General features: G+C 69.6%; 16 protein-coding genes. 4 read left to right on the top strand and 12 right to left on the bottom strand.

What is annotated here, in order from left to right:
- Positions 1–5: 5 nt before the first annotated feature.
- Genes ACFC06_RS28405 through ACFC06_RS28390 form a run of 4 tightly spaced genes read right to left on the bottom strand, consistent with a single transcriptional unit; the run spans position 6 to position 3,774 of the window.
- Entirely contained in the window at positions 6–1,031 is a 1,026-nt protein-coding gene (locus ACFC06_RS28405) for a hypothetical protein (protein ID WP_375938317.1), read from the bottom strand.
- Positions 1,032–1,079: 48 nt separating this feature from the next.
- The gene (locus ACFC06_RS28400; RefSeq protein ID WP_375938314.1) at positions 1,080–1,586 is read right to left on the bottom strand and encodes a hypothetical protein; all 507 of its coding nucleotides are present in this window, start codon (positions 1,584–1,586) and stop codon (positions 1,080–1,082) included.
- Between the two features lie 23 nt (positions 1,587–1,609).
- Positions 1,610–2,377: an alpha/beta hydrolase gene (locus ACFC06_RS28395; protein ID WP_375938311.1), complete on the bottom strand. Its 768-nt coding sequence runs from the start codon at positions 2,375–2,377 to the stop codon at positions 1,610–1,612.
- A complete protein-coding gene (locus ACFC06_RS28390) occupies positions 2,374–3,774 on the bottom strand; it encodes a TerD family protein (RefSeq protein WP_375938502.1) in 1,401 nt (466 codons plus the stop codon). The genes ACFC06_RS28395 and ACFC06_RS28390 overlap by 4 nt, the downstream gene beginning before the upstream one ends.
- 103 nt (positions 3,775–3,877) lie before the next feature.
- Here ACFC06_RS28390 and ACFC06_RS28385 point away from each other — a divergent pair, with 103 nt between their 5' ends.
- The gene (locus ACFC06_RS28385; RefSeq protein WP_375938308.1) at positions 3,878–5,083 is read left to right on the top strand and encodes a hypothetical protein; all 1,206 of its coding nucleotides are present in this window, start codon (positions 3,878–3,880) and stop codon (positions 5,081–5,083) included.
- A 49-nt stretch (positions 5,084–5,132) separates the two neighbouring features.
- Here the strand turns inward: ACFC06_RS28385 and pheT are convergent, their stop codons facing one another.
- Positions 5,133–7,634, bottom strand: coding sequence for a phenylalanine--tRNA ligase subunit beta (gene pheT / locus ACFC06_RS28380; RefSeq protein ID WP_375938305.1), 2,502 nt, complete (start codon positions 7,632–7,634; stop codon positions 5,133–5,135).
- A gap of 37 nt (positions 7,635–7,671) precedes the next feature.
- Positions 7,672–8,733 (bottom strand): phenylalanine--tRNA ligase subunit alpha, encoded by a 1,062-nt coding sequence (gene pheS / locus ACFC06_RS28375; protein ID WP_336086783.1) that lies wholly within the window; start codon positions 8,731–8,733, stop codon positions 7,672–7,674.
- A 479-nt stretch (positions 8,734–9,212) separates the two neighbouring features.
- Between pheS and ACFC06_RS28370 the strand changes: the two genes are divergently transcribed.
- On the top strand, positions 9,213–9,686 hold the full coding sequence (locus tag ACFC06_RS28370; protein WP_375938301.1) for a hypothetical protein: 474 nt from the start codon (positions 9,213–9,215) through the stop codon (positions 9,684–9,686).
- 71 nt (positions 9,687–9,757) lie between these two features.
- Here ACFC06_RS28370 and ACFC06_RS28365 read toward each other — a convergent pair whose 3' ends face one another.
- A complete protein-coding gene (locus ACFC06_RS28365) occupies positions 9,758–11,191 on the bottom strand; it encodes an MFS transporter (RefSeq protein WP_375938298.1) in 1,434 nt (477 codons plus the stop codon).
- 125 nt (positions 11,192–11,316) lie between these two features.
- On the opposite strand from ACFC06_RS28365, the gene ACFC06_RS28360 reads away from it, so the two are divergent.
- Entirely contained in the window at positions 11,317–11,874 is a 558-nt protein-coding gene (locus ACFC06_RS28360; RefSeq protein ID WP_375938296.1) for a TetR/AcrR family transcriptional regulator, read from the top strand.
- Positions 11,875–11,881: 7 nt separating this feature from the next.
- Here ACFC06_RS28360 and ACFC06_RS28355 read toward each other — a convergent pair whose 3' ends face one another.
- The 4 genes from ACFC06_RS28355 to infC all read right to left on the bottom strand — a co-directional run bounded on the left by ACFC06_RS28355 (position 11,882) and on the right by infC (position 14,125).
- A complete protein-coding gene (locus ACFC06_RS28355; RefSeq protein WP_375938293.1) occupies positions 11,882–12,679 on the bottom strand; it encodes a TrmH family RNA methyltransferase in 798 nt (265 codons plus the stop codon).
- Positions 12,680–12,714: 35 nt separating this feature from the next.
- On the bottom strand, positions 12,715–13,101 hold the full coding sequence (rplT, locus tag ACFC06_RS28350) for a 50S ribosomal protein L20 (protein WP_019046423.1): 387 nt from the start codon (positions 13,099–13,101) through the stop codon (positions 12,715–12,717).
- Positions 13,102–13,216: 115 nt separating this feature from the next.
- Positions 13,217–13,414: a 50S ribosomal protein L35 gene (gene rpmI / locus ACFC06_RS28345; RefSeq protein ID WP_278265897.1), complete on the bottom strand. Its 198-nt coding sequence runs from the start codon at positions 13,412–13,414 to the stop codon at positions 13,217–13,219.
- 33 nt (positions 13,415–13,447) lie between these two features.
- Positions 13,448–14,125 carry a translation initiation factor IF-3 gene (infC, locus tag ACFC06_RS28340; RefSeq protein WP_336086930.1) on the bottom strand — a complete coding sequence of 226 codons (678 nt, stop codon included), beginning with the start codon at positions 14,123–14,125 and terminating at the stop codon, positions 13,448–13,450.
- Between the two features lie 358 nt (positions 14,126–14,483).
- Between infC and ACFC06_RS28335 the strand changes: the two genes are divergently transcribed.
- Complete coding sequence (locus tag ACFC06_RS28335; RefSeq protein ID WP_375938288.1) at positions 14,484–14,825, top strand: DUF1844 domain-containing protein; 342 nt, start codon at positions 14,484–14,486, stop codon at positions 14,823–14,825.
- Positions 14,826–15,238: 413 nt separating this feature from the next.
- On the opposite strand, the gene uvrA is transcribed toward ACFC06_RS28335, so the two are convergent.
- Positions 15,239–18,205 (bottom strand): excinuclease ABC subunit UvrA, encoded by a 2,967-nt coding sequence (uvrA, locus tag ACFC06_RS28330; protein ID WP_375938285.1) that lies wholly within the window; start codon positions 18,203–18,205, stop codon positions 15,239–15,241.
- Positions 18,206–18,492: the final 287 nt, after the last annotated feature.

Genomic DNA, 18,492 nt, shown 5'->3' with positions numbered 1-18,492 from the left:
GACCTCTAGGTGGCCGGGGTGAGGATGGCCAGGACCTGGTCGGAGAGGAAGAAGGGCTCGAGGCGTTCGCGGATGAGGCCGGCCAGGACGCCGTTGCGCTTGGCGGCCTCGATGACGGCGGGGCCGTAGCGCAGGATCTCGGTGCTGATGTCCTCGGCGGTGAGGCCGAGTTCGGGGAGCATGGCCGAGAGGGTGTGGCCGCTGTACTTCTGGTAGAAGACCTCGACGCATTCGCGCACCAGCAGGCCGAAGTATTCCTTCTCGCGGGTGGTCACGGCGATCTCGTAGCAGATCTGGACCAGCTCGTTGAGATCCTTCTGGGTGAGGTATTCGCGCAGGCCCGCGACCGGCTCGTCGGCGTGCAGGTCCCAGAATTCCATGGCCGCCGAGTGCACGGGGGCGTCGCGCAGCATGTCGCGGATGGCGTTGTTGGTGCGCTTGAGCGCGAACAGGGCGCCCTTGCCCGCGAGGTCACCGACGAAGGTGCTGTCGGCGACCTTCTTGGCCCTGTTGGCCGCCGACTGGCCCAGCGACATCAGCGAGGAGACGCCCGGGATCTTCTCGGCGCGTTCGCGATTGGCCTGCATGAAGTCACCGATCAGCTTGTCGACGAAACGCGAGGCCACGGTGGCGACCAGCGGGCTCTCGGTGAGCCGGTCCAGGATCCGCTCCTGGGCCTGGTGCATGCCGAAGATCTTCTCCAGCAGCGCCTCCACCGGCTCACGGTCGACGACATCGCCGAGGGTGTACTCGGTGTTGGCGGCGATGTGGTCGTAGATGGCGTCGGAGAAGATGCCGACGGTGTCGGCGATGACGGGGCTGCCACCGATGCGGTCGAAAACGGTCGCGACCGTCTCCTCGCCCTGCTCGAGGGAGACCACGTCACCGAAGACGATGGTGTCGCCGACGGCCAGCACCGCGGCCACATCGCGGGCGATCACCTCGGCGAACCGGTCGCCGGTGACCTCGCCGAGCAGGAAGTCCACCTGCGCGTCGAGCAGTTGTTCGGCGATCTGGCGCGCCTGTGTCATGGTCGGGTCCACCCATCACGGTCGTTGCTCGGACGGGAGACCTCTCGGCTATTGGTCGCTGGCGCCGGAATCGTCGCGATGCATCGATTTCCGGATCTGTGCCAGGCGCTCACGCGCGGCTTTCTCCCGCGTCTCCCACTGTTCGTCGGCGCTGCGACCCGCCGGGGTCTGCCGATCGAGCTCACCCATCCCCTGCGCGGTGCCGTAACGCTGCTCGACCTTATCCCGAACCGCGTCGAATGTCGGCACGCCGGAGGGGGAATACCCGCCGGTGACAGTGGGTGCGGCGGCGCCCGGCACGCCATGCGGTACCGGCGGTACCGGCATGGTGCCCCCGACCTGCTCCGATGCGACGGGCACCACATCCGCCTCGACGACGACCGTGTCGAGGTTCACAGGCGTGCCGGTCTCGGCATGACCGGTTTCCACCTGGGCCAGCGCGGCGGCGACCTCGACCAGCCCCGGCCTGCCCGCGACCGCGGCGCGCAGGACCGTCACCAGGTCGGCGTCGGGCAGCGCCGCCAGGCGGCCGAGGATCTCGCTGGTTTCGCTCATACCGCCAGGCTACGCAGCACCGCTCAGCTGTCGAGGAATTCCGACCATTCGGCGATGAGCTTCGGCCAGCGCGCGCCCAAGGTGTCGATGACGTCGTTGTGGCCCGCGCTGGGCACCACGATGAGCTGCTTGGGTTCGGCGGCGGCCGCGTAGAGGCGTTCGGCGTGGCGCAGCGGGAGCAGTTCGTCGCGGTCGCCGTGCATCATCAGGATCGGCACCCGCAGGGTCGCGATCCGGCGCAGGCTCGGGTAGGCGTCCGGGATGAGTGGCGCGGGCAGGAACGGGTAGACCGAGCGGGCCGCGTCACGCATGCCGCTGAAGGTCGACATGAGGATCATGCCCGCGGGCGGGTGCTCGGTGGCCAGTTCCAGCAGCACGCCGCCGCCGAGGGATTTGCCCAGGTAGAGGATGCGTTCGGGGTCGACGCCCGGCTGTTCGAGCAGGGCGGTGCGGGCGGCGCGCGCGTCGAGATAGGTGCCCTGCTCCCCCGGTGTGCCGGTGCTGTGGCCGAAGCCGCGGTAGTCGAAGGCCAGCACGTCGAAGCCGGCGGCGACCAGCAGGGCGATGATGGCGACGCGGTCGCCGATGGTGCCCGCGTTGCCGTGCGCGTAGAGGATGTGCCCGCGCGGACGCTCGGCGGGCACGAACCAGCCGTGCACGTCGATGCCGTCGGCGGTGCGCATGCTCAGATCCCGGAACTTCAGGCCGAGCGCGGCCGGGGTCTGCGCGACGTGCTCGACCGGGTGGTAGACCAGCGCGTTCAGCACCCGGGTCGCGGGATGGCGGATCATTTTCCGCGGCCCGCCTGGAAACCGAAGTCCCAGTGGTAGAGCCGGGCGATCTCCATCACGCCACCGCCCGGCTGACCGGCGGGCGGACGGATGAACGCGCCCTCGCGGCGCACCACGAGTTCCCCGTTCACATTCTCGAGCACCGCCAGCACCGCGTCGCGCGAATTGTCGGTGCACCCGTCGAGAGTCATCTCGATCGGCGCAGAACCCACCGGGTGCAGGGTGACCGTGGCGTGCACACCGCGGAAATCGCTGGCGCCGTCATAGATCGACGCGAAGACGAGGATGCGGCGGAAGAACTGGGTGTAGTCGAGATTGATCGACAGGTTCTCGCCGGTGATGCTCGCGCCGGTGCGGTCGTCCTGGTCCAGGTGGATGAACGGCGGTTCGTACAGCGCGCCGAAGCGGCGGTCCAGCGCGCGCACCGAGCCGATCGCGCCATTGACCAGTTCGTAGAAGCAGCACAGGTCGAGGTCGATGTTCTTACCGCGCAGCTTGCCGAACAGGCGTCCGGTGGCGGCCATCGAAGTCCAGTTGAGGTTCACCCGCATGACGCCACCGGTGGCACCGTGCTTCGTCAGGGAGACCGACGGGGCCTCCTTGGTGAGCGAGACCTTGCCGAGGTTGACGGGAGCGCCTTGCGGCTGGCCGGAAGCAGGCTGGTCGGCGGCGTAGGGCTGAGGCTGCCCGAACTGGCCGGCGGGGGGATGCGGCGCAGCGGGAACGTGTGGTTGGCCAGGGTGCGGGTGACCGGTAGCGGGAAACGGCGGCGCGGGTGCGGGGTGCGCGGTCGGGACGTGCGGTGGAGTCGGGGCGGGGAACGGCGCCGGAGGCTGACCCACCGGCGGCGCGTACTGCTGGGCAGGTGCGGGCGGGGTGGGTTCGTCGTCGACGGAGATGCCGAAATCGGTGGCGAGACCGCCCAATCCGGAGTCGTAGCCCTGGCCGACCGCACGGAACTTCCACGCACCCTGCCTGCGGTACAGCTCGCCGAGCACGAAGGCCGTCTCGGTGGTGGCGCCGGTGCTGTCGAAGCGCGCGAGTTCGGTGCCGGTCGCCGCGTCGAGCACCCGGATGTAGAGGCCGTGGAACTGCCCGAAGGTGCCGCCGTCGGCGGAGGCGGCCAGCACGATCGTCTCGATCTGCGCCTCCACCTGCGCCAGATTCACCGACAGCGCGTCGACGACCGTGGCCCCCTGCTGCTTGCCTTCGTGCCGCACCGCCCCGGACGGATGCACCGCCTGGTTGTAGAACACGAAGTCGTCGTCGGAACGCACCTTGGCCCCCGCGAGCAGCAGCGCCGACGCGTCCGCGTCCGGCACCCCCGCCCCCGACTGCCAACCCAACTCGACCCGGACCGCGGCAGCAGGCACCGCGACATTGGCGCCTTTCATCATCGACACGCCGTCCAACCTATCCCGCCCCGGCCCGTCGCGGGCCACGGGTGTCGGACCGCTTCGCTACCGTCTCCCGCAGCGAGACGAAAGCGGGGACAGCGGAATGGGATTCACGTCGAATTGGATGCTCGTGCGCGGGCGCGAGCCGGAGCGGATCTGGGCGGGACTCGGCGTGCGACCGAGCGGGGACCGGACGGATCATCCGGAAGGGTGGCTGGTCGGCACCCGACGGGCCGACGGGGCCTACCTGCTGGTCGAGGACAACGCGGAAGAGCCCGTCGAGGACACCTGGGATCTCGCGGAGCTGTCCGCGAGCGGCGAGGTGATCGCCGCCGGTGAGGTCGACGGTTCCGGCGGTGCCGAGCTGGTGCTGTGGCGCGACGGCCACAAGCTGTGGGGTCTCGCCGCGGACTGCGACGAGCTCGAGGTCTGGGGTGAGGTACCCGCCGAGGTCCTCGCGGCCGTCGAGCGCCACCGGCGGCCCGATCCGGAAGACCAGGACGACCCGGTGGACTACTTCTCCGGGGTTCTCGGCCTCGCCACCGACCTCACCGGGTACCAGTGCGGCAGCGGCGTCGTCGGGATCGACGCGGAGCCGTTCGACATCCTCGAGACCGCGGGAGACGCCGACGTGCTGGCCGGATTCCCGGCGGCGCTGGCGGATGCGCTGGCGGGCAAGGGTTTCCGGCCGTCACCGTCGCTGGACGGATGGCGGACGTGGTTCACCGCCGATACCCCGGTTCCCGGCCTCAGCGCAGGGCTCGCTCTGTCGATCGACCGCTCGGGACTCGGCGGTATCCGGGTCGGAGGCACGGTGAGTGTCCTGTCGACGGCCGCCGCGGACGTGCTCTCGGCACTGCCGGAGCACGCGAATCGCCAGGGCAAGCGCTGGTTCCCCGAGTTCGGCGAGATCGACGAGTGCGCCTTCGATCCCGACAGCGACCCCGCCTATCGCGACACCGTGACCATGGGGTGCGCCGAGGACATCGACGACGGTGTGCGCTGGGTCCTGCGCTACCTGGACGGCCCGATGGCCACGTGGTTCGCCGGGTACGCGACCTTCGCCGACGTCGTTTCCCGAGCCCAGCGCACTCGCAACCGGTGGGGCGTCGAGTCGGTGGACACCGCCCAGGTGCGGGCCACCATCGCTTTCACCGCCGCGCACGGCCACCCGGAGGCGGCAGCCCTCATGCGCTGGTATCTGGCCCGTCCGGACCTCGGGAATCTGGACTCGCACGAGCGAGCCCACGCCTTCGACGCGGCGCTGCGCGCGCGATTCCCCGACTACGCGCGCGCCATGTCGTCCTGAACCGCCCGCGGAGGGAAGCGGCCGGGCTACTTCCCTCCGCGGCCGACCGTCAACCGCGCAGTTCGGCGCCGACCGCGGTGGTGGCCGAGGCGACGGCGGCGTCGCGGGCGGCGCTGGCCTCGTCCTCGGTGAGGGTGCGGTCGGGGGCGCGGAAGCGCAGGGCGTAGGTGAGGGACTTGCGGCCCTCGCCCGCCTGGGCACCCTCGTAGATGTCGAACAGCGAGATGTCCTCGAGCAGGTCGCCGCCGCCGGTGCGCAGGGCCGATTCGACCTCGGCGGCGGGGACGGTCTTCTCGACGCTCACCGACACGTCCTGCAGGACGGCCGGGAAGGCCGACACCGTCGGCGCCGGACGCGAGGCCGTCAGCGGCAGCGCGTCGAGGTCGAGTTCGAAGGCGCAGGTGCGCTGCGGCAGGCCCGCGCGCTCGAGCACGGCCGGGTGCAGCTCACCCGCGTGCCCGACGACGCTCCCGTCGACGACCAGTTCCGCGCAGCGGCCCGGATGCCACGGCAGGTAGGCGGCGGCCCGGCGCTCGATGGTGACACCGGCCGCGTCGGCGACGGCGTCGACCAGCGCGAACGCGTCGGCGGCCTCGGCCTGGCGACCCGGCCCCCACGGACCGCGCGGTTCCCGCTTGCCGCTGAGCACCGCGGCCACGTGCACCGGCTGGGCGGGCAGCGAGCCGATGAGCTCGGCGATCTGCTCGTCGGTGGGCCGGCGATCCACGGGCAGCGCCTCGACCGCGTGGGTCTGCGCGCTCGGCAGCACCACCTGGGCGATGCCGTAGATGGTGAGGTCACGGGCGCCGCGCGAGATATTGCGCGCGGCCACCTCGAGCAGACCCGGCAGCAGGGTGGTGGCCAGCTCGGGACGGTCGGTGTCGAGCGGGTTCAGCACGCTGGTGGTGTTGCGGCGCGGGTCCTCGGCGTCCAGGCCCCACACGTCGAAGACACCGGCGGGCAGGAACACCGGCGCGGGCACCTCGACGGCGCCGTCGAACGCCAGTGCCCGGCTCACGGCCCGGCGCCGCTGCTGCTTGGCGGTCAGGCCACGACCGGCCGGGGCGGCGGGCAGCACCGACGGGATCTGCTCGAGTCCTTCCAGCCGCAGCACCTCCTCGACCAGGTCGGCGGGCTGGGAAAGGTCGGGCCGCCAGGTCGGCGGGGTCACCAGCAGCTGGGTGCGGCCCGCGTCGTTGACCTCGATCTCGACGCCCGCGCCGATCTGGGCCAGCCTGCGCACGGCGGTGCCCGCCGGGTAGGTGACACCGGCGACGCGGTCGGGCAGGTCGATGTCCATCGCGATCGGCGTGGCGGCGGGCAGCGGCACGCGGATGTCGGTGAGCGTGGATTCGATGGTGCCGCCGGTGATCTCGGCCAGCAGCGTGGCGGCGCGATCGAGCGCGATCACGTTGATCTCCGGGTCGACGACGCGCTCGTAGCGCTTGCCCGCCTCGGAGACCAGCTTGTGCCTGCGCGCGGTCCGGTAGACGCGCAGCGGGTTCCAGGTGGCGGCCTCGAGCACCACATCGGTGGTCTCGGCACCGACCTCGGTGCTCGCGCCACCCATCACCCCGGCCAGCGAGATCACGCCGGTGTCGTCGGCGATCACCACGTCCTCGGCGTCGAGGGTGCGCTCGGTGTCGTCGAGGGTGCGCAGCGTCTCGCCCCGGTTGGCCGAGCGCACGACCAGGCCGCCGTGCAGCTTGGCGGCGTCGAAGGCGTGCAGCGGCTGACCCAGCTCGAGCATCACGTAGTTGGTGACGTCGACGGCCGGCGAGATCGGGCGCATCCCCGACAGCATCAGCCTGCGCTGCAGCCACAGCGGGCTCACCGCGTTCGGGTCGATCCCGGTGACCCGGCGCGCGCCGAAACGGGTGCACTCCGAGTCGGCCTCGAGCCGCACCGGCCACGCCTCGGACTCCCCGTCGCCCAGGGTCCGCACGGCCGGGTCGGCGTATTCGAGGTCGAAGCCGCAGGCCAGCTCGCGGGCCAGGCCGCGCACCGAGAAGCAGTAGCCGCGGTCGGGGGTGATGTTGAGTTCGATGATGGTGTCGTCGGTGCCCAGCAGCACATTGGCGTCGTCACCGGGCTGCGCGGAGCCGGGCTCGAGCACCAGGATGCCGTCGTGGTCCTTGCCGATGCCCAGCTCGGCGACCGAACAGATCATGCCGTTGGAGGTGTGCCCGTAGGTCTTGCGCGAGGAGATCTTGAACCCACCCGGCAGCTCGCCGCCGGGCAGCACCACCACGACCAGGTCGCCGACCGCGAAATTGCGCGCGCCGCAGACGATCTCCTGCAACTCCGGGTTGCCGACGTCGACCTTGCAGAAGCGGATCGGCTTCTTGAACTCGGTGAGCTCGGTGATCTCGGCGACGCGGCCGACCACCAGCGGCTTGTCGATGTCGCCGCCGATCGGGGTCAGCTTGTCGACCTCCTCGACCTCGAGGCCGACGCGGACGAAGCCGGCGTCGAGCTCTTCGGCCGACACCGACCACTCGGGGGTGGTGCGCTGCAGGATCTCGGTCAGCCAGGACTGCGCTACTCGCACTTGACGTTTCGCTCTCTGTGTCGAAAGGGGGTGTCGCTCAGGACCGGATACCGAAGGGCAGGGTGAACCGCACGTCGCCCTCGACGATGTCGCGCATGTCGGGGATGCCGTTGCGGAACTGCAGCGTGCGCTCCATGCCCATGCCGAAGGCGAAGCCGGAGTACACCTCCGGATCGATGCCGCTGGCGATCAGCACCTTCGGGTTGACCATGCCGCAGCCACCCCATTCGACCCAGCCCGCGCCGCCCTTCTTGTCCGGGAACCACACGTCGACCTCGGCCGAGGGCTCGGTGAACGGGAAGTAGTTGGGGCGCATGCGGGTTCGCGTGTCGGGCCCGAACAGGGCGCGCGCGAACGCGTCCAGGGTGCCGCGCAGATGCGCCATCGTCAGGCCCTTGTCGATCGCCAGACCCTCCACCTGGGAGAACACCGGGGTGTGGGTGGCGTCGAGCTCGTCGGTGCGGAAGGTGCGCCCGGGACACACCACGTAGATCGGCACGTCGCGTTCCAGCATGGACCGCACCTGCACCGGGGAGGTGTGCGTGCGCAGCACCTGGCGCGAACCCTCCGGGGCGATGTGGAAGGTGTCCTGCATGGTGCGCGCCGGGTGGTCGGGCAGGAAGTTGAGCGCGTCGAAGTTGAAGTGCTCGGTCTCCACCTCGGGACCCTCGGCGACCTCCCAGCCCATCGCGACGAACACGTCGGCGATCTCCTCGGAGATGACGGTGATCGGGTGCCGGGCACCGGCCGGGCGACGGCGCGCGGGCGCGGTGACGTCGATCTTCTCGGCCACCAGCACGGCCTGATCACGCTCTTCCAGCAGCGCCGCACGGCGCGCCTCGAAGGCGTCGGAAACCCGCTTGCGGGCGATGTTGACCCGCTTGCCCGCCTCGGCCTTCTCCTCCTTGGGCAGGCTGCCCAGTCCGCGCTGCGCCAGCGCGATCGGCGACTTGCCGCCGATGAAGTCGGTCTTGGCGACCGCCAGCGCATCCAGATCGGCCGCCGCCGCGAACGCCTTCTCGGCCTCCGCCGCCGCTGCCGCGAGTGCCTCCTCGGTCAAAGAGGCGTTCTGCTCGACTCCACTGTTGTCGTCGGCCACGATCTTCTCGACTCTCCCCTGGGGATCGGTTCACGGGCGCGTCATTGCCAACCCGCATCGGTGCTGGATAAATCCTATGGGATCGGGTTCGCGCGGTTCATCCGGATTACCGCCGGACACCACCACCCCGGTCAGCGGGTCCCGATGACGACCGACAAGTCCAGGTCAGGCCGGTTCCGTGCCACATCGCGGACCTCCGCGAAATTCGAGGGAACCGAATCGGTCCGTGTCCCGTCCAACCGATCAAACACATCAGCGTGTTCGACTCGAGGACAGGACGGTTCGATGCCTGAACAGACTTGCGATTCGACCCCGCCCCAAGGCAGACGTGTCCGCCGCACCGCGCCCGGCAGCGGTCTGGCACTGTGTGGACTCGGCATCCGCCCGGTGAGCCGCCGCCCGTTCCCACGGGCCCTCGGCCGGTGCGAGCGCCCGGAGAGCGCGCCCGGGTCTGGACCGACGCGCGCGGAGGAGGCCGAATGAGACGGGAGCCCGATCGCCGGTCGGAGCCGTCGGTGCCGCGGCGGTATGTGCGCTTCCAGGCGATCCACCCGAATCGCCACGGGGTGTGCCCCGGCGTGTTCGCCCTGGTCAACGGTCTGTCGTCGGAGGGTCGGCTGAGCGTGGAGCAGGAGCGGTTCCGCCGCAGCGGCAATGATTGGTTCACCGATCACCTGGTGAATCCCTACGAGGTGGACCGGCGCGTCTACGACCGCGACCGGCATCCGGGGGCGGTGGCGTGGTTCAAGGCGACGGCGCTGCCGATGATCGACCGGGTCAGCGGGTACCTCGACATTCTCGACCGGCACGGGATCGCCTGGGAGCGGCTGGATTCCGACGATCCCGGGACGATCCTGTACGAGGACCCGCAGCAGATCGTCGCGCTGCCCGCGCCGATCGTGGTATCCGCGTACCCGGCGGCGTATCCGGCCCCGGCCGGACCCGCGTCCTGAGTCCCACGGACGGAGACCGAGCACGGCGGACCCGCGCACCGACGAGGCACGCGAGCCCGCCGAGGCCCGGATCAGCCCTGCTGCGTGGCGTGGCGCGGCAGGAAGGCCGCCACCACCGCCGCGACCGCGACCAGACCGGCACCCACCCACACGGCGGGCACCAGGCCGTCCACGTAGGCCTGCGGATCGCTGTAGGAGCCGTGCGAGGCGAAGACCGAGGCGAGCACCGCGATGCCCATGGTCACGCCCACCTCGCGCACGGTGCTGTTGATACCCGAGGCCATGCCCTGATCGGCGGGCGACGCACTGGCCATGACGATGGTGGAGGACGGCGCGAAGGTCAGGCCCATCCCGATACCGCCGAGCACGAAGGGGGCGATGAACGACGGGTAGGCGACATCGGTGCTGATGATCAGCGCCATCCAGCCCAGCGACACCGCCAGGCACACCTGTCCGGCGGCGATGAGCACGCGCGCGCCGACGCGGTCGACCACCAGCCCGGCCAGCGGCGCCACGACCATCGGCACCATGGTCCACGGCATCGTGCGGATGCCCGATTCCAGCGGCGAGTAGCCCTGCACCACCTGGAAGAACTGCGCGAGCAGGAAGATCGCGCCGAACACACCGGCGGAGAAACCGAAGGACACGATGTAGCTCAGGCTCAGGCCGCGGGAGGCGAACATCCGCAGCGGCAGCATCGGATCGGTGGCCGCGCGCTCCCAGGCGACGAACGCCACGAGCAGGACACCGCCACCGATCAGCGCGGCGAGCACCGGGCGCGAGGTCCAGCCGTCGTCGGCACCGTGGATGACGCCCCACACCACCGCGAGCACGCCACCGGCCGAGAGCACCAGCCCGAGCAGGTCGAGCTTGCGTGCGGTGCCGCGGGATTCGGCGAGCACGCGCGCGGCGAACGGCAGGGCGAGCAGGCCGATCGGCACATTGAGCCAGAAGATCCACTGCCAGTTCAGTCCCTCGACGACCGCGCCGCCGACCACCGGACCGACCGCGACCCCCAGCCCGGCCAGGCCACCCCAGATGCCGATCGCGGCACTGCGCATCCGCTCGGGCACCGCCGCGGCGAGCAGGGTCAGCGACAGCGGCATGACCGCGGCACCGCCGGCGCCCTGGATCGCGCGGGCGGCGATGAGCATCCACGGCTCGGTGGCCAGCGCGCACGCCGCCGACGCGGCCACGAACACCGCGATACCAGCCAGGAACACCCGGCGCCGGCCGATCCGGTCGCCCAGGGCCGAGGCCGTGAGCAGCAGCGAGGCGAACGAGAGGGTGTAGGCGCTGATGAACCACTGCAGGTCCGACAGTGAGGCGCCCAGTTCCTCCTTGATCACCGGCAGCGCGTTGGTCACGACGAGGTTGTCCAGGGTGACCATGAACATCGGGATGCCGACGGCGGCGATCACCGTGCCGACCGGGACGGATTTCGCGCCGGAGGGCGCGGGCGGTTCAGCGAGGACGGCGTCGCCGGGTTCGAGTGTCTGAGTCATGTCCAGCCCTTGTTGTTATTCACTGATAACTAATACGGTCAATGGTTATGCATCGGCTGATAACATGTCAAGAGGCAACGGAGCACGAGGGAGGCGCACCCATGGGCGGCACGACGAGAACCCGGATGACGGCCTCCGAGCGCAGCGCCCAGGTACTCGAAGCCGCCGTCCGCGCCTTCGCCGAATCCGGATACGCGGCAACGAAAACCGATGAGATCGCCCGGCTCGCGGGAGTGTCGCAGCCCTATGTGATCCGGCTGTTCGGCACGAAGCAGCAGTTGTTCCTCGCCGCGCTGCACGAGGTCTGCGACCGGATCGAGGAACTGTTCCGTGGCGCCCCGATCCCACCGGAGACCGGCACCGCCGAGGCGCTGCGCACCCTCGGCCAGGGCTTCGACGTGTTCCTGGCCGAACGCGAACTACCGCTCATGCTGCTGCACGGCGCCGCCGCCAGCGCCGATCCCGCGATCGGCGACCCGATGCGCGAGCGCTTCGGCCGGATCTACCGGTTGGTCGGCGAGCTGACCGGCGCCGACACCCTCGAAGCACGCCGTTTCGTCGCCACCGGCATGTTGCTGACGATCATGACGGCCATGCAGGTGGCCGGGAGCCACGCGATCGCCCTCCCCTGGGCCACCGAGATCCTCGACGATCTCCGGTCCGGCACCGAGCCCAGCTGCTGAGCGCCCGCTAGCGCGCGTGCTGCACGCGCGCGTTCGCGTAGAGGCAGATCGCCGCCGCCGCCGCGAGATTCAGGCTTTCGGCGCGGCCGTGGATGGGGATGCGGATGCGATGGTCGGCGCGGGCGGCCACGGCCGGGTCGAGGCCGTGCGCCTCGTTGCCGAACAGCCAGGCGACCGGGCCGGTGAGGATCTCGTCGGCGTCGTCGAGGTCCACCTCGCCGGTGGCGGCGGTGGCCAGGATCGTGACCCCGGCGGCGGAGATGGCGTCGAGGGTGGCGGTGATGTCGCGGCTGCGCGCGATCGGCACATGGAAGACACTGCCCGCGCTGGCACGGACGCATTTGCCGTTGTGCGGGTCGACGGTCTCCCCCGCCAGGACCACCCCGTCGGCGCCGACCGCGTCGGCGACCCGGATGAGAGTGCCCGCATTACCGGGCTCGGCGATCTCGACCGGTACGGCGAGCATGCGCGGACCGCGGTCGAGCACCGTGGCGAGAGGCACGTCGAGCAGCTCGCACACCGCGACCAGCCCCGGCGCGGTGACGGTCTCGCCGAGGTGTTCGGCGGCGCGATCGGCGACCAGCGTGGTGCGGACACCGTCGGCGGCGGCACCGGCGATCAGCGCGGTCTCGCGTTCGGCCGCGGCGAGCGAATAGAACAGCTCACGAACACGACCGGTCTCCAGCGCTGCGGTGACGGCATTGGCGCCCTCGGCGAGGAACAGTCCCGCCTTGCGGCGCTGCGCGGCGCGCTGGAGTTTGACAGCGGAAACGACCCGCGGATTACGCTCGGAGAGCGCGTCCACGGGTCGTTCCGGCGAATCGCTGTGCGTCGTCAAGCTCAGGCGGCGGTGGCCGGCGCGTTGACGTCGGCGGGCAGCGCGGCCTTGGCGACAGCCACCAGACCGGCGAAGGCCTCGGCGTCGGAGACGGCGAGCTCGGCCAGGATCTTGCGGTCCACCTCGACACCCGCGGCCTTGAGGCCCTGGATGAAGCGGTTGTAGGTGATGTCGTTCAGACGCGCGGCGGCGTTGATACGAGCGATCCACAGCTTGCGGAAGTCACCCTTACGCGCCTTGCGGTCGCGGTAGGCGTAGGTCAGCGAGTGGAGCTGCTGTTCCTTGGCCTTGCGGTACAGGCGCGAGCGCTGGCCCCGGTAGCCCTTGGAGGCCTCGAGGATGGAACGGCGCTTCTTCTGAGCGTTGACGGCCCTTTTGACGCGTGCCACTGTGTCAGTCCTTGATCATCTGGGGGCGCGAAGGCGCCCGAGTTCGGTAGTTGTCGGCGTCCGGTGTGTCCCGGCCGCGGAATCGTCGGGGTGCGACGGTCTGCTTACCTGGAAATCAGGCGAGACCGAGCAGCCGCTTCACGCGGGGGGCATCGACGTCGGCGACGGACTCCGTGCCTTCCAGACGACGAGTCCGGCGGGTGGACTTGTGCTCCAGGAGGTGGCGACGGTTCGCCTGCTCGCGAAGCAGCTTGCCCCGGCCGGACACCTTGAATCGCTTCTTGGCGCCGCTGTGGGTCTTGTTCTTCGGCATGGAGATTCCTCTATCTAGTCGGTGAAATCGGTGTTACTGCGGGTCGGCCGGCGCTGCCTGCTCGGCGGGCGCCGGGGTGTCGACCAGCGCAGCCGGTTCGGCACTGGCGGGACCGGTCGGCAGCGGACGTGCCGGGGCCGATTCCTGCTGTGCCTTCACCCGCGTCTTCGCACCCTTGTGGGGCGCGAGGACCATGGTCATGTTGCGGCCGTCCTGCTTGGCCGAGGTCTCGACGAAACCGAGTTCGGCGACGTCGGAGGCCAACCGCTGCAGCAGCCGGAAGCCGAGTTCGGGTCGCGACTGCTCACGACCACGGAACATGATCGTGACCTTGACCTTGGACCCGGCCTCGAGGAAGCGAACGACGTTGCGCTTCTTGGTCTCGTAGTCGTGGTCGTCGATCTTCGGGCGGAGCTTCTGCTCCTTGATCACGGTCTGGACCTGGTTCTTCCGGGACTCGCGTGCCTTCTGCGCGGTCTCGTACTTGAACTTGCCGTAGTCCATGATCTTGCAGACCGGCGGACGGGCATCGGGTGCCACCTCGACCAGGTCGAGATCGGCTTCGAGCGCGACGCGAAGTGCATCTTCAACACGCACGATCCCAACCTGTTCGCCGCCGGGTCCGATGAGACGGACCTCGGGAACACGGATGCGATCGTTGATGCGGGTCTCAGTGCTGATGGGGCCTCCTAGGTCAAGCGGTGTCGTCATAACGACCGCATGCAATAACTGCAACCCCTGTTTCAACACGAAAGCCCCGGTGCGGTATTTCTCCGCCACGGGGCCCGATGTCGACCGATCGTCCACAGCCGATACCCTCGCGGGATCGGTGTCGACCTCCGCGCGCCAGGCACACGGAGAACCCATCGCGAAGGACGGGTGACCGGGACCGTTTGCCGAGGACGATTGCTCGCCGGAAACGGTGGGAGTCGGGCTCCACTTATCTGCCCCAGAGCCGCATGGCGCGACCAGGGGCGGTCGTCAGCGGAAAGTCTAGCATCGCATTCCGCTATCGCCGAATCGCCCCGGCGCCGCGGGTCCGCCCCGGCCGCGCTATAGCCTGATCAGCATGACTGACGAGCTCGATCCCCCCGTGCGCGACCTGGCCGACATCCCCGCCGTCGAGGTGATCAGCCGGGCCGCGGTGATGCTGATGAGCTCGGCCGCGGAGAAGCTGGGCCTGGCCGGGGAGGACCCGTCCTCGGGCGCCGGTGTCGACCTGGACGAGGCGCGCCGGGTGATCACCGCGCTGGCCGGGCTGGTCACCGCGTCGGTGGAGTACCTGGGCCCGCACGCCGGGCCGATCCGCGAGGGCCTGCAGGCCCTGCAGCGCGCCTTCCGCGAGGCGTCCTCGACGCCGGACGCGCCGGGCGCCGGGCCGGGCGAGAAGTACACCGGGCCGGTGTACTGACCCACTCCCCCGACAGACGAAAAGATCCGCCGGCGCGAACGCCGGCGGATCTTCGTTTCGTGTGGGCCGTTGCTCAGGCCGTGCCACCCGGCGGTGTTCCCGGGGTGACCGAGACGGCCGAGCCGGTGGCGAGCATGTTGGCGATCGCCTCGAACAACGTGGCGCTTCCGGTATCCATCAGTGATTCCTCTCGATTCTGCCGGTCAGGCCGTCGGCTTGGTGGGCTCGTAGGCCAGCGAGGACCCGCCACTGAGGAAAGACAGGATCTGGGCGATGAGCGCCGTGGTGGCTTCATCCATGGGGACGTTCCTTTCGTACTGCACGACATCCACGATCGCGCGGCCCGAATGTTACCCACGAGTGTTTCACTTCGCAGCTTTTTCGGAAAGTCCCCGGCGGGAGGATAACCGGGCTCAGCGCAGCGCGGCCGCCTTTCGGGCCAGACGCTTGGCCGCGGCCGTCTCCGCCGGGGCCTTCTTCGCCGCCGGAGCCTTCTTCGCGGCCTTCTTCGCCGGTGCCTTCGCGGGCGCCGCGAGGACCTCCTTCAGGAATTGGCCGGTGTAGCTGTCCGAGACCGCCGCCACGTCCTCGGGGGTGCCGGTCGCCACCACCGTGCCGCCGCCGGAACCGCCCTCGGGGCCCATGTCGATGACCCAGTCCGAGGTCTTGATGACATCGAGATTGTGCTCGATGACGATCACCGTGTTGCCCTTGTCGACCAGCCCGTTGATCACCTTCAGCAGCTTGCGGATGTCCTCGAAGTGCAGACCGGTGGTCGGCTCGTCGAGGATGTAGACGGTGCGCCCGGTGGAACGCTTCTGCAGCTCGGCGGCCAGCTTCACGCGCTGGGCCTCACCACCGGACAGCGTCGGCGCGCTCTGGCCCAGACGCACGTATCCGAGCCCGACCTCGACCAGGGTCTTGAGGTAGCGGTGGATCGAGGTGACCGGCTCGAAGAACTCGGCGGCCTCGTCGATCGGCATGTCCAGCACCTCGGCGATGGTCTTGCCCTTGTAGTGCACCTCGAGGGTTTCCCGGTTGTAGCGGGCGCCGTGGCACACCTCGCACGGGACATAGACGTCCGGCAGGAAGTTCATCTCGATCTTGAGCGTGCCGTCACCCGAGCACGCCTCGCAGCGGCCGCCCTTCACATTGAAGGAGAACCGCCCGGGCTGGTAGCCGCGGACCTTGGCCTCGGTGGTGGAGGCGAACAGGGTGCGGATCTTGTCGAAGACGCCGGTGTAGGTGGCCGGGTTCGAGCGCGGGGTGCGCCCGATCGGCGACTGGTCGACCTGCACGAGCTTGTCGAGCTGATCGACACCGTTGATCCTGGTGTGCCTGCCCGGCACCTGCCGCGCGCCGTTGAGCTTGTTCGCCAGCACCGTCGCCAGGATGTCGTTGACCAGCGTCGACTTGCCCGAGCCGGAGACACCGGTGACCGAGGTGAGCACACCCAGCGGGAACATCACGTCGATGCCCTGCAGATTGTGCTCGGTGGCGCCGACCACGGTGAGCTTGCGCTTCTTGTCCACCGGCCTGCGCACGAACGGCACGTCGATCTGCTCGCGGCCCGACAGGTACGCGCCGGTCAGCGACTCGGGCTCGGTCAGCAGCTCGGCGTACGGGCCGCTGTGCACCACGCGACCACCGTGCTCACCGGCCAGCGGGCCGATGTCGACCACCCAGTCCGAGGCGCGGATGGTGTCCTCGTCGTGTTCGACCACGATCAGGGTGTTGCCCAGCTTCTTGAGCCGCAGCAGGGTCTCGATCAGCCTGCGGTTGTCGCGCTGGTGCAGGCCGATCGACGGCTCGTCGAGCACATAGAGCACCCCGACCAGGCCGGAACCGATCTGGGTGGCCAGGCGGATGCGCTGGGCCTCACCACCGGACAGCGTCGCGGCGGCCCGCGAGAGCGTCAGGTACTCCAGGCCGACGTCGAGCAGGAAGCCGAGCCGGGCCTGGATCTCCTTGAGCACCTGCCCGGCGATGGCGGCCTCGCGCTCGCCCAGCGTCAGCGAGTTCAGGAAGTGCGCGCACGCGCCGATCGACAGATCGGCCACCTCGGCGATCGACTTGTCGGTGCCGTCGGCGGCCAGGGTGACCGCCAGGATCTCCGGGCGCAACCGCGACCCGTGACAGACCGGGCACGGCACATCCCGCATGTACCCGTCGTAGTGCTCCTTCATCTGCTCGGACTCGGTGTTGTCCATGCGCCGGTGCAGGAACGGCATCACGCCCTCGAAATCGGCGTAATAGGAGCGCTTGCGGCCGTAGCGGTTGGTGTAGGAGACGTGCACCTGATCGGAGCTGCCCTCGAGCACGGCCTTGCGCGCCTTGGCGGGCAGGCTCTGCCACGGGGTGTCCATCGAGAAACCGATCGCCTCGGCCAGACCGGACAGCAGCCGGTTGAAGTACTCGGCGGTCTGCCCGCGCGCCCACGGCGCGATGGCGCCCTCGGCCAGACTCAGCGCCGGATCGGGCACGACGAGCTCGGGGTCGACCTCCTTGCGGATACCGAGGCCGGTGCAATCCGGGCAGGCGCCATAGGGCGAGTTGAACGAGAACGAGCGCGGCTCGAGATCCTCGATGTCGAGCGGATGCCCGTTCGGGCAGGCCAGCCGCTCGGAGAACCGGCGCTCCCGGTCGTGCGCGTGCTCGTCACGGTCGACGAAATCGAGCACGACGATGCCGTCGGCCAGCCGCAACGCGGTCTCGATCGAATCGGTGAGCCGCTGCTTGGACCCGGACTTCACCGCCAGCCGGTCCACCACGACCTCGACGTCGTGCTTCTCCTGCTTCTTCAGCTTCGGCGGATCGGTGAGCGGATACACCACCCCGTCCACCCGCACCCGCGAATAACCCTGGGTCTTGAGCTGGTCGAACAGGTCGACGAACTCGCCCTTGCGGGTGCGCACCACCGGCGCCAGCACCTGGAACTTCAAGCCCTCGTCCATCGCCAGCACCTGGTCGACGATCTGCTGCGGGCTCTGCTTGGCGATCAGCTCACCACACACCGGGCAGTGCGGGGTACCGGCGCGGGCATAGAGCAACCGCAGGTAGTCGTACACCTCGGTGATCGTGCCGACCGTCGACCGCGGATTGCGGTTGGTCGACTTCTGGTCGATCGACACCGCGGGCGAGAGACCTTCGATGAAATCGACATCCGGCTTGTCCATCTGCCCGAGGAACTGCCGCGCGTACGCCGAGAGCGACTCGACATAGCGCCGCTGACCCTCGGCGAAGATCGTGTCGAACGCCAAGCTCGACTTCCCGGACCCGGACAGACCGGTGAACACGATCAGGCTGTCGCGTGGCAGATCCAGGTCCACACCCTTCAGGTTGTGTTCCCTCGCTCCGCGCACAGTGAGGCGTTCCGCCACCTGGTGAATCCCTTCTCCATCGTCATCCGCCACCCGGACATGAACCCCCGCACGCCATGCTAGGCCGGACCACCGACAGGTTTTTTGGAGCGCTGGCGCGCTCGAGTTCGCGCCTGTGTTTTTGGAGCGCTGGCGCGCTCGAGTTCGCGCCCTTTGGGCGGTCCCGTCGATCAGGCACCGTGGCTTGCTCCTTCGTCGCGTACGCCACGGCGCCTGATCGACGGGACGGGCGCGAACCGCCGCTGCGCGGCGATCCCTCCTCGGGGTCGGGATGTGCGGGGCCGGGT

This window comes from Nocardia sp. NPDC056064 (assembly GCF_042266925.1).
GTDB lineage: Bacteria > Actinomycetota > Actinomycetes > Mycobacteriales > Mycobacteriaceae > Nocardia.
Note: the sequence above shows the minus strand (reverse complement) of the source record. Positions and strands in the feature narration are given on the sequence as shown.